Source organism: Metabacillus fastidiosus NBRC 101226 (assembly GCF_001591625.1).
Taxonomy (GTDB): domain Bacteria; phylum Bacillota; class Bacilli; order Bacillales; family Bacillaceae; genus Metabacillus; species Metabacillus fastidiosus.
In genome coordinates this window covers 16796-27871 of sequence record NZ_BCVG01000050.1, presented here as the reverse complement: position 1 = coordinate 27871, position 11076 = coordinate 16796, and the positions used below count along the sequence as shown (strand labels likewise).

Annotated in this window: 13 protein-coding genes; all 13 read left to right on the top strand. The window is 37.9% G+C overall.

Annotated features, from left to right (window positions below):
- The first annotated feature begins 90 nt into the window (after nt 1-90).
- The 13 genes from BFA01S_RS12790 (at nt 91) to atpA (ending at nt 11013) form a co-directional block, all read left to right on the top strand.
- On the top strand, nt 91-570 hold the full coding sequence (locus BFA01S_RS12790; protein ID WP_066230932.1) for a low molecular weight protein arginine phosphatase: 480 nt from the start codon (nt 91-93) through the stop codon (nt 568-570).
- Nucleotides 571-633: 63 nt separating this feature from the next.
- The gene (gene rpiB, locus BFA01S_RS12785) at nt 634-1089 is read left to right on the top strand and encodes a ribose 5-phosphate isomerase B (protein WP_066230930.1); all 456 of its coding nucleotides are present in this window, start codon (nt 634-636) and stop codon (nt 1087-1089) included.
- 9 nt (nt 1090-1098) lie between these two features.
- Nucleotides 1099-1665, top strand: a complete 567-nt coding sequence (locus BFA01S_RS12780) for a TIGR01440 family protein (RefSeq protein ID WP_066230927.1) — start codon at nt 1099-1101, stop codon at nt 1663-1665.
- Nucleotides 1666-1955: 290 nt separating this feature from the next.
- On the top strand, nt 1956-3197 hold the full coding sequence (glyA, locus tag BFA01S_RS12775; protein ID WP_066230924.1) for a serine hydroxymethyltransferase: 1242 nt from the start codon (nt 1956-1958) through the stop codon (nt 3195-3197).
- A 138-nt stretch (nt 3198-3335) separates the two neighbouring features.
- Nucleotides 3336-3965 (top strand): uracil phosphoribosyltransferase, encoded by a 630-nt coding sequence (upp, locus tag BFA01S_RS12770; protein WP_066230919.1) that lies wholly within the window; start codon nt 3336-3338, stop codon nt 3963-3965.
- Between the two features lie 239 nt (nt 3966-4204).
- Complete coding sequence (locus BFA01S_RS23280; protein WP_305848777.1) at nt 4205-6427, top strand: S8 family serine peptidase; 2223 nt, start codon at nt 4205-4207, stop codon at nt 6425-6427.
- 212 nt (nt 6428-6639) lie between these two features.
- Nucleotides 6640-6861, top strand: a complete 222-nt coding sequence (locus tag BFA01S_RS12760) for an AtpZ/AtpI family protein (protein ID WP_066230914.1) — start codon at nt 6640-6642, stop codon at nt 6859-6861.
- 7 nt (nt 6862-6868) lie between these two features.
- Entirely contained in the window at nt 6869-7237 is a 369-nt protein-coding gene (locus BFA01S_RS12755) for an ATP synthase subunit I (RefSeq protein WP_066230910.1), read from the top strand.
- A 21-nt stretch (nt 7238-7258) separates the two neighbouring features.
- Nucleotides 7259-8005 carry a F0F1 ATP synthase subunit A gene (gene atpB, locus BFA01S_RS12750; protein ID WP_066230907.1) on the top strand — a complete coding sequence of 249 codons (747 nt, stop codon included), beginning with the start codon at nt 7259-7261 and terminating at the stop codon, nt 8003-8005.
- A 78-nt stretch (nt 8006-8083) separates the two neighbouring features.
- On the top strand, nt 8084-8296 hold the full coding sequence (gene atpE, locus BFA01S_RS12745) for a F0F1 ATP synthase subunit C (protein ID WP_066230901.1): 213 nt from the start codon (nt 8084-8086) through the stop codon (nt 8294-8296).
- A gap of 144 nt (nt 8297-8440) precedes the next feature.
- A complete protein-coding gene (gene atpF, locus BFA01S_RS12740) occupies nt 8441-8947 on the top strand; it encodes a F0F1 ATP synthase subunit B (protein WP_066230899.1) in 507 nt (168 codons plus the stop codon).
- Nucleotides 8944-9489 carry a F0F1 ATP synthase subunit delta gene (locus BFA01S_RS12735; protein WP_066230898.1) on the top strand — a complete coding sequence of 182 codons (546 nt, stop codon included), beginning with the start codon at nt 8944-8946 and terminating at the stop codon, nt 9487-9489. The genes atpF and BFA01S_RS12735 overlap by 4 nt, the downstream gene beginning before the upstream one ends.
- Nucleotides 9490-9504: 15 nt before the next feature.
- Nucleotides 9505-11013 carry a F0F1 ATP synthase subunit alpha gene (gene atpA / locus BFA01S_RS12730; protein ID WP_066230896.1) on the top strand — a complete coding sequence of 503 codons (1509 nt, stop codon included), beginning with the start codon at nt 9505-9507 and terminating at the stop codon, nt 11011-11013.
- Nucleotides 11014-11076 lie beyond the last annotated feature (63 nt).

The window sequence follows — 11076 nt, the reverse complement described above, 5'->3', positions numbered from 1 at the left end:
CTTACTGCCCGTTAAGGCTGGGATAAATATTTACTGCTGCTTAGCCTGATGAAGCAGTAGTTTTTTTATTATACACTTAATTGAAGTATAATGGAGATATATAAGGATAGAAAGAGAGGGCTATGGGTGGAAAATATTTTATTTGTATGTACAGGGAATACGTGCCGAAGCCCGATGGCAGCTGCGTTATTTAAGCATTTAAATAATTCTGATCAATTAAATGTTCAGTCAGCCGGGGTTTTTGCGGCAGATGGCAGCGATGCTTCAACATTTGCTAAAGAAGCGCTGGTGGAGAAAGGAATTGCTTGCGAACACAGTTCGGCTTTATTAAATGAAGAGCATATTGAATGGGCTTCTATTATTCTTACAATGACGAATTCTCATAAACAATCTGTTATTGACAGCTTCCCGCATGCTGGGAGAAAAACATACACATTGCCTGAATATGTCGGGTATAATGGCGGCGATATTCTTGATCCGTTCGGAGGCAGTTTAGAAATGTACCGCTTGACAAGAGATGATTTAGAAGATCTTGTCAAACAATTACTTGAAAAAATAAAGTCTAAGTAAAATGATTTTTCCTTTTCTATATGTCGTAATATAATGAACATAATACACAAGGAGGTTTTTCATTTGAAAGTTGCAATTTCGTCAGATCATGGTGGAGTAAATATTCGGGAAGAATTAAAAAGTTTAATGGAAGAATTAAATATTGAATATATTGATTTAGGTTGTGAATGCGGAACGTCTGTTGACTATCCGGATTATGCTGTTCCAGTTGCCGAAAAGGTAGCAAATGGTGAAGTAGACCGTGGTATTTTAGTATGTGGTACTGGTATTGGGATGAGTATTTCGGCTAATAAAGTAAAGGGAATCCGCTGTGCATTAGTTCATGATGTATTTAGTGCGAAAGCAACGAGGGAACATAATGACAGTAACGTACTTGCAATGGGGGAAAGAGTTATTGGTCCAGGACTTGCTCGTGAAATTGCAAAAGTATGGTTAACGACAGAATTTGAAGGCGGACGTCATTCGAAGCGTATCGGGAAAATTTCCGAGTATGAAGATAACATCAATAAAGGGTGCTGATGAACATTTATGGCAATTGTTGATAAATGGAGAGAGCAGTTGAATGGATTGCTTCATGTTTTTGAACATCAGGTAAATGATGGAGATTTAGTTGTTATCGGATGCAGTACGAGTGAAGTAATTGGGAAGAAAATTGGTACGGCAGGAACGGAAGAAGTTGCAGAGATGATTTATGAGGAATTACAGAGTTTTCAAGAAAAAACAGCTGTTCATCTTGTTTTTCAATGCTGCGAACATTTAAACCGTGCACTCGTACTAGAAAGTGATGTTGCTAAACAATATCAGCTGGAACAAGTTAGTGTAATTCCAGTAAGAACGGCCGGTGGAGCGATGGCGACATATGCCTACAAACAAATGAAGTCCCCTGTCGTCGTTGAGTTTGTTAAAGCAGATGCTGGAATTGATATAGGCGACACATTTATTGGGATGCATTTAAAACATGTTGCCGTTCCGATCAGAAGTGAGTGGAAAGAAGTTGGACAAGCCCATGTAACAATGGCGAAAACGAGACCGAAGCTCATTGGCGGGGCGCGAGCAGTCTATGAGCAGTCGGCAGAAAACAATTCCTGTCATTAAGGAAGCTTAGAACATCCAAGGGCGGAAGGCATTGGATGTTCTTTTTTGGTAGTGAGATAGAGTTGATTTTTTCTTTTTTTCTTGTATAATAAAAAAATCAGTTAAGGTTATTTTGCGAATGTTAACATGATTTATTATTAATAATATTCGTATTTTAGTTAAAAAAGATAAATATTTATCATTTTCTTTATAAAATCTTTTACAATTAGAGACAAAACCGTGTACAATATGAATTATGTAATAGAAAGTGACAGTAAATTTAAAAGTAAACCAATTAGGGGGAGAAATAGATGAAACACTTGCCAAATCAAGACATAAAAGTTTTTGAAGCAATTCAAGACGAGCGTAAACGTCAAGAAGCAAAAATTGAATTAATTGCATCTGAAAACTTCGTTAGTGAAGCTGTTATGGAAGCACAAGGATCAGTATTAACGAATAAATATGCTGAAGGTTACCCAGGTCGTCGTTATTATGGTGGCTGTGAGCATGTTGACGTTGTAGAGGATATTGCAAGAGATCGTGCAAAAGAAATCTTTGGTGCAGAGCATGCTAACGTACAACCGCATTCTGGTGCACAAGCAAACATGGGTGTATATTTTACAATTTTAGAGCCTGGTGATACTGTTTTAGGAATGAACTTATCTCACGGGGGACATTTAACACACGGAAGCCCTGTTAACTTCAGTGGTATTCTTTATAATTTCATTGAGTACGGTGTTGATGAAGAAACTCATTTAATTAATTACGAAGATGTACGTCAAAAAGCACTTGAACATAAGCCGAAATTAATTGTTGCTGGTGCAAGTGCATACCCTCGTCAAATCGATTTCGCAAAATTTAGAGAAATCGCTGACGAAGTAGGTGCTTACTTCATGGTTGATATGGCGCATATCGCTGGTTTAGTTGCAGCAGGTCTTCATCCAAACCCAGTGCCTCATGCACATTTCGTAACGACTACAACACATAAAACACTTCGTGGTCCACGTGGCGGTATGATCCTTTGTAAAGAGGAATTCGCGAAGAAAGTTGATAAAACAATCTTCCCTGGACTTCAAGGTGGACCGCTTATGCATGTTATTGCGGCTAAAGCTGTTTCATTCGGTGAAACATTACAAGACAGCTTTAAAGAATACGCACAAAACATTATTAATAATGCAAAACGTCTTGCAGAAGGTCTTCAAAAAGAAGGACTTAACCTTGTATCAAAAGGTACTGATAATCACCTTCTTCTAGTGGATGTTCGTTCACTTGGTTTAACTGGTAAAGTGGCGGAGCATGTACTTGATGAAATTGGTGTTACTGTTAATAAAAATGCAATTCCATTTGACCCTGAAAGCCCATTCGTAACAAGTGGTATCCGTATCGGTACTGCTGCTGTAACGAGCCGCGGCTTTGGCGCAGAAGAAATGGATGAAATTGCAAGTATTATTTCATTTGCACTTAAAAACCACGAAGATGAAGCAAAGTTAGCTGAAGCAGCTGGGCGTGTTGAAGCATTAACAAGCAGATTCCCATTATATCGTAATCTATAAAAATGATGAGCAGACTATTGGAAAATAGTCTGCTTTTTTTGTATATTTAGAAAACTTAAAAGTTCTTATTTCAAGCTTGAAACTGGTCTTTTTTTTCTGTACAATCAATAGCAGTGTAAAAAAAAGGAGATGGGCTAAATGGGCAAAGTATACGTTTTTGATCATCCGTTAATTCAGCATAAACTTACATACATTCGTGATAAAAGCACAGGAACGAAAGAATTTCGTGAACTGGTTGATGAAGTTGCAACATTGATGGCGTTTGAAATTACGAGAGATCTTCCTTTAAAAGAAGTAGAAGTAGAAACTCCGGTTTGCATGGCTAAATCTAAAGTTTTATCAGGAAAGAAATTAGGTATTATTCCAATTTTACGTGCTGGAATCGGTATGGTTGAAGGTATTTTAAAGCTTATTCCTGCGGCAAAAGTCGGACATATCGGTTTATATCGCGATCCGGAAACATTAACGCCCGTAGAGTATTATGTAAAGCTTCCGTCAGACGTTGAGGAACGTGATTTCATCGTCGTTGACCCAATGCTTGCAACTGGTGGTTCTGCTGTTGAAGCGATTAACAGCTTAAAGAAACGCGGTGCGAAACATATTAAATTTATGTGTTTAATTGCTGCTCCTGAAGGTGTAGAAGAAGTGAAAAAGAATCATCCTGATGTTGATATTTATATTGCGGCACTTGATGAAAAATTAAATGATCACGGTTATATTGTGCCTGGACTTGGTGATGCTGGTGACCGTCTGTTTGGAACGAAATAAAGTGAAACCCTCTATCAGTAGGGATTTTTTCATCTCACACTGATGGTTGTTAGTCGATGTCCGCAGGATGCGGGTCACACATACGTTGCCACAGGAAGTGGCGAATTTAGTATGTATTTTACTGCCTGTTAAGGACGGGATAAATAAGCAGGGGCAGCTTCCGAAAGCTATTTTGGAAGCTGCCCTTTTTTGTATTTGTTTCCACCTGATTGAGCAAACTATACATGAGGTGGAGCCGTATGGGTATGAAATGTACATTAATTGTCATATTTCTTCTATGTTTTATAAATCCTTCTGTTTGCTTTGGAGAAGTTTATCCGCAAGTTCCTTCTTTACCAAGTAAGGATATGGAAAAAAATGAAAAGATCATTGTTATTGTGAGAGAAGATCAATTTAAATCTTTTCATAAAAAGATTCGTTTAGATCAAAGTGTGAAAATAAATCAAATATATGAGGAAGCATTCTCCGGGCTTTCAATAGAAGGGAAAGCGAGGAACATAGATTTACTAATAAAGGATCCAGCTGTTATTCATGTGAGTCCAGTCGTATCGTATGCCCTGCAAATTAATGAAAGCGTCCCGTTTATTGGCGGGGATGAGGTAAGAGGTTTTTTTGATCATAATAATCGTCGTTTAACTGGAAAGGGTGTAAAGGTAGCAGTTATTGATACAGGTATCGACTATGATCATCCTGATCTTAAACGAAGCTATTCAGGCGGCTATGATTTAATTGATGATGATAAAGACCCGATGGAATCTCGAGCGGCAGAAGGACTAAAGACAATCCACGGTACACATGTAGCCGGGATAATTGGGGCAAATGGTAAATTAAGAGGAATTGCTCCTGAAGCAGAAATTATTGCATATAGAGCGTTAGGATCAGGTGGAATTGGCACATCAGATCAAGTAATCGCTGCGATTGAAAAGGCAATGAAAGATAAAGTTGATATTTTAAATTTATCATTGGGAAATCGCGTCAACGGTCCGGATTGGCCGACTAGTCTGGCTTTAGATAAAGCGGTTGAAAAAGGGATCGTCGCTGTTACATCAAGCGGCAATTCAGGTCCAAATGTCTGGTCTGTAGGTTCACCTGGCACTTCTTCCAAAGCTATTTCAGTAGGTGCCTCTACACCCCCTCTTAAAGTGCCGTATTTTAAATTTTTCGGATTAAAAGATGAAATTTCTGTTAATCCTATTCAGGGAGCAGCGATTTGGAATTTTACGAAAAGTGAACAGATTAAGTATGTTGGACTGGGAGAAAAGAAAGACTTCTCGGATTCAGTAAAAAATAAAATTGCACTTATAAAAAGAGGGAAGATTTCATTTGCTGAAAAGGTTTTAAATGCGATGAACAATGGTGCTAAAGGGGTTATTATTTATAATAATATTAAAGGAGATTTCTCTGGTTCCTTAGAGATGGATGTGAATATTCCGGTTGTGTCTATTTCAAAGGAGAATGGTGAAAAACTGAAAAGAATCTTATCAAAAAATGCGTTAATTAGAACAGTTTATAAAGAAGAGAAAGATAGAATGGCTGAATTTAGTTCAAGGGGTCCTGTTACTAATACATGGGAAATAAAACCGGATGTTGTCGCGCCAGGTGTTGCGATTAACAGTACGGTTCCTGATGGATATATGGTGTTACAAGGAACGAGCATGGCTGCACCACATGTAGCCGGCGCAGCAGCATTAATTAAGCAGGCACATCCTACATGGAATCCTGAACAGGTGAAAGCATCATTAATGAATACAGCAACGCTGTTATTAAATGATGAACATGAAACAGTGGAACCAATTTCGCAAGGCGCTGGGAGAATAGATGTTGTAAAAGCGATTAAATCCGAAACATTAGTTTATCCCGGGTCTTTATCGTTCGGGAAATATGAGTTAACAGAACCTCGTGCAGTTAAAAGACAAATGTTGATCTTAGAGAACTTATCGATTAAAAGTGTTATCTTTGATTTTGAAATACCGAAAAATGAAACAGGTATCCAATGGAATTTACCGAGTCGTGTCATTGTGCCCCCTCGATCAAAAAAAGAGGTGGAAGTTGTTTTAGATGTCACTCCAAAATTTATGAAGCCAGGGTTACATCAGGGGTGGTTACATGTTCTGAAAAACGGTGAAAAAGTCAGCCTTCCGTATTTATTTGTAATAGATGAACCGGATTATCCACGTATTATGGGATTTGAGTTCGCCTTAGGAGATGAACCGAAAACATATAAGTATCAATTATATTTGCCAGGCGGTGCAGAGGAAATGGGGATCGCTTTATATGACCCGGATACCCTTCGTTTTATTGGATTTCTAGATTGGAAAAGAGATGTTCCAAGAGGGTTATTTGAAGAAACAGTGAAAGAGGAGAATCTTCCGTTTGAAATAAGAGATTACAAAGCGATAGTTTTTGTGAAAAAAGGGAATCGGGAAGATAGAATAGAACTAAATATTTCACCTTGTAAATAATTAATTATGTTGAATTTATGAACAGTGTGAAAATGTGAACATTCTGTGAGAAAACCCTATTGTACATACGTATTTTGACTGGAAACGGATTGACATGGTCTACCTACTATTGTATTCTAAACAAGGGCATAATGGTAAGGTTTTCACCAATGTTTTTATTCTATTTTTCACCTCTGAATTTTCATATAAATCAAGTTGCGAGGATTTATAGAATGCGACAAAAACAAAGACATCCACTACAGGCTATGGGACTTATGTCAGCTATTCTTTCACAGTTAGTAGGCTCTACTTTAATAGGGGTTTTTACAGGAAGATGGTTAGATCGTTTTTTTCATACGACTCCGCTGTTTTTGATCGTAGGCCTTCTGCTAGGATTAGCTCTTGGAGTTTATGCCATGCTAAGGTTAGTCCACCACTTTTTCTCAGGAGACTAGACACTTTATGTTGGATATACATCTGATGTTTCACCGTTATCGTAAATTCATATTTTTTTTGCTTGCTGTATATGTATTAGGTTGGGGTTTTACGGAATATCAGTCTGTCTTTTTGGGATTAATATTAGGAACAGCCGTTAGCCTTTATAATTTGTGGGTGATGGTGCGAAAACACGATCATTTTGATAAGTCCATGGAACAAGGAAGGAAAGTAAAATCTTTAGGTACAGCTTCAAGAATGGCATCAGCTGGTTTAGTTGTGCTTATTTGCATGAAGTTTCCGGATTACTTTCATTTAGTCAGTGCCATTTTGGGATTAATGACAATATATATCGTCATTATGATAGATTATGCTATTCGATATTTTAGGATGTAGCTTGGAAGAGAGGTGAGTTCATTGGGACACGAAGCACCAATATTGCATGATTTTTTAGGTTTAGACTTTTTAGACTTTAATCTATCTAACGTTTTAATGATGCTGATTGCTAGTACTATCGTTTTCCTCATCGTATTTATTGCAAGTCGTAATTTACAAATGAAGCCCAAAGGCAGACAAAATTTTATAGAATTCCTTGTTGATTTTATAAGAAATATTATTGGAAGTACGATGGATTGGAAGACAGGCGGTCGTTTCTTAGCGCTTGGAATAACATTACTGTTGTACATTGCAGTATCCAACCTTTTAGGTCTTCCGTTTGCGATTAGTGTTGATCATCAGTTATGGTGGAAATCACCAACAGCTGATCCGACAATTACATTAACACTAGCTGTTATGGTTGTGGCATTATCGCATTATTATGGAATTAAGATGAAAGGGTTAGGCGAATACACGAAAGAATTTTTCAGACCGCTGCCTTTCTTATTCCCTTTAAAGATTATAGAAGAGTTTGCGAACACATTAACGCTCGGTCTTCGTCTTTATGGGAACATTTTTGCTGGGGAAATTTTGCTCGGCTTATTAGCTGGTTTAGCAGTAAACGGTTATGCTGATGGTATCGGAAGCGGTATTATAGGCACAATCGCTGCGATTCCAACAATGATGGCATGGCAAGGCTTCAGTATTTTCGTAGGCCTTATCCAGGCATTTATTTTCACTATGTTAACGATGGTGTATTTGGCACATAAAGTGAGCCAAGAACATTAATCAATATATCCGTTCAAATTTTTTTGGACAAGTCAATAGTAACCTATATTATACAATATTAAAGGAGGAAATTTAACAATGGGTTTATTAGCAGCTGCAATTGCAATTGGTTTAGCGGCACTAGGTGCTGGTATTGGTAATGGTCTTATCGTATCTCGTACAGTAGAGGGGATCGCACGTCAGCCTGAGGCTCGTGGAGTATTACAAACAACAATGTTTATCGGGGTTGCATTAGTTGAGGCGATTCCTATCATCGCGGTAGTTATCGCATTCATCGTAATGGGTCAATAATTCCATATTTTAAATATGATTCGACATGGCGAAGATCACTCAATTTAGAACCTTCGCCATTGCTTTATGACTTAAAATTGATTTTTTAGAGATATGTATTTTTATTTCCCTATATAGGGTTTTTGAAGGGAGTGAAACTAAGCTATGTCAACTTTTGTACTTGGATTAAGTATTAACGGGGGCGATATTCTAGCCCAACTCCTTATCTTCTTAATCCTTCTTGCACTATTGAAAAAGTTTGCGTTAGGTCCTGTTATGAACGTTATGAAACAGCGTGAGGATCATATCGCTAATGAGATAAATGCTGCCGAAGAGAAGCATCAGGAAGTAAAGAAACTTGTTGAAGAACAACAAGAACTATTAAAACAAGCTCGCTTAGATTCACAAAGTCTTGTGGAAGGTGCGAAAAAGCTTGGTGAACAGCAGAAAGAAGATATTATTCAAGCTGCACGTGCAGAAGCAGAACGTGTAAAAGAGTCTGCTCTTAAAGAAATTGCACAAGAAAAAGAGAAAGCTGTTGCTGCATTACGTGAGCAAGTAGCTTCATTATCAGTACTTATTGCGTCTAAAGTAATTGAAAAAGAGCTGAATGAAAAAGAACAAGAGAAGCTGATCAACGACTACATCAGTGAGGTAGGCGAAGGTCGATGAGTAGAGAAATTGCTGCAAAGCGTTATGCGTTAGCCCTTTTTCATATTGCAAAAGACAATAAAGCGATTGATCAGTTAGAACATGAATTATTAGTTGTAAAAGAAGTATTTTCTAGCAATAAAGAACTTTTAACAGTTTTAAATCATCCTAAAGTAAGTATTAATAGTAAAAAAACAATTTTAAAAGATGCTTTTGCAAGTCTTTCACAAAACGTATTAAATACGCTTTTATTGCTTGTAGACCGTCATCGTATTAATACTGTTTCGGATATTGCAGATAATTTCGTGAAATATGCAAATGAAGAGCGCGGAACAGAAGATGCAGTTGTATATTCAGTAAAACCTTTAAAGGAATCTGAACTTTCTGCATTATCTTCAGCATTCGCGAAGAAGATTGGAAAATCGACTTTACGTTTGCAAAATGTAATTGACAAAGACTTAATAGGTGGGATTAACATCCGCATCGGAAATCGCATCTATGATGGAAGTGTCAGTGGTAAGCTTGAACGTTTAGAGCGACAATTAGTCGCAAATAGATCGTAGATAGGGGTGAAACTCATGAGCATTAGAGCTGAAGAAATTAGTGCGCTGATAAAACAGCAAATCGAAAACTATCAGTCAGATATTCAAGTTAGTGATGTTGGTACTGTTATCCAAGTTGGGGATGGTATCGCTCGCGCTCATGGTCTTGACAATGTCATGGCTGGAGAACTTGTAGAATTCTCTAACGGTGTTATGGGTATGGCTCAGAACCTTGAAGAGAATAACGTAGGTATTATTATTTTAGGACCGTATACAGATATTCGTGAGGGTGATGAGGTTCGCCGTACAGGACGTATTATGGAAGTTCCTGTTGGTGAAGCATTAATCGGACGTGTTGTAAACTCGCTTGGACAACCAGTAGATGGTCTTGGTCCAATCGAAACAACAAAAACAAGACCGATTGAAAGTCCAGCACCAGGTGTAATGGATCGTAAGTCTGTTCATGAGCCATTACAAACAGGTATTAAAGCGATTGACGCACTTGTTCCAATCGGACGTGGTCAACGTGAGTTAATTATCGGTGACCGTCAAACAGGTAAAACAACTGTTGCAATCGATACAATTCTTAACCAAAAAGACGAAAATATGATTTGTATTTACGTTGCTATTGGTCAAAAAGAATCAACTGTTCGTGGAGTTGTTGAAACTCTACGTAAAAACGGTGCATTAGATTACACAATCGTTGTAACAGCTTCTGCATCACAGCCAGCTCCAATGTTGTTCTTAGCTCCATATGCTGGGGTAACAATGGGTGAAGAATTTATGTACAATGGCAAACATGTACTTATCGTATATGATGACTTATCAAAACAAGCTGCGGCATATCGTGAGCTTTCATTATTACTTCGTCGTCCTCCAGGCCGTGAAGCATACCCTGGTGACGTATTCTACTTGCACTCACGTTTACTAGAGCGTGCTGCAAAATTAAGTGATGCAAAAGGTGCAGGCTCATTAACAGCTCTGCCATTCATTGAAACACAAGCTGGTGACGTATCAGCATATATTCCAACAAACGTTATTTCAATTACAGACGGACAAATCTTCTTACAATCAGATTTATTCTTCTCTGGTGTACGTCCAGCGATTAACGCAGGTCTTTCTGTATCACGTGTTGGTGGTGCTGCCCAAATTAAAGCGATGAAGAAGGTAGCAGGTACACTTCGCCTTGACCTTGCTTCATACCGTGAATTAGAATCATTTGCTCAATTTGGTTCAGACCTTGATAAAGCAACAAAAGCGAAATTAGACCGTGGTGCTCGTACTGTTGAAGTATTAAAGCAAGGTTTAAACAAACCGCTTACTGTTGATAAACAAGTTGCTATTTTATATGCGTTAACACGTGGTTTCCTAGATGATATTCCGGTTGCAGATATCACTCGTTTTGAAGAAGAGTTCCATGCATACTTAGATGGCAATCATAAAGATTTACTTGATGGCATCCGTACTACTGGCGAACTTCCAAAAGACGAAGATCTTAAAGCAGCAATCGAAGGATTTAAGAAAACATTTGTTATTTCTGAATAAATAGTGCTGTTGTGAGTTTTCACAACGCACTTTCCTTTTGATAAAGTAATGGATAATTTTTAA

Coding starts and splice junctions, on each gene's coding strand:
- BFA01S_RS12790 (WP_066230932.1), top strand. CDS start 91: ATGGAGATATATAAGGATAGAAAGAGAGGGCTATGGGTGGAAAATATT.
- BFA01S_RS12780 (WP_066230927.1), top strand. CDS start 1,099: ATGGCAATTGTTGATAAATGGAGAGAGCAGTTGAATGGATTGCTTCAT.
- glyA (WP_066230924.1), top strand. CDS start 1,956: ATGAAACACTTGCCAAATCAAGACATAAAAGTTTTTGAAGCAATTCAA.
- upp (WP_066230919.1), top strand. CDS start 3,336: ATGGGCAAAGTATACGTTTTTGATCATCCGTTAATTCAGCATAAACTT.
- BFA01S_RS23280 (WP_305848777.1), top strand. CDS start 4,205: ATGGGTATGAAATGTACATTAATTGTCATATTTCTTCTATGTTTTATA.
- BFA01S_RS12760 (WP_066230914.1), top strand. CDS start 6,640: ATGCGACAAAAACAAAGACATCCACTACAGGCTATGGGACTTATGTCA.
- BFA01S_RS12755 (WP_066230910.1), top strand. CDS start 6,869: ATGTTGGATATACATCTGATGTTTCACCGTTATCGTAAATTCATATTT.
- atpE (WP_066230901.1), top strand. CDS start 8,084: ATGGGTTTATTAGCAGCTGCAATTGCAATTGGTTTAGCGGCACTAGGT.
- atpF (WP_066230899.1), top strand. CDS start 8,441: ATGTCAACTTTTGTACTTGGATTAAGTATTAACGGGGGCGATATTCTA.
- BFA01S_RS12735 (WP_066230898.1), top strand. CDS start 8,944: ATGAGTAGAGAAATTGCTGCAAAGCGTTATGCGTTAGCCCTTTTTCAT.
- atpA (WP_066230896.1), top strand. CDS start 9,505: ATGAGCATTAGAGCTGAAGAAATTAGTGCGCTGATAAAACAGCAAATC.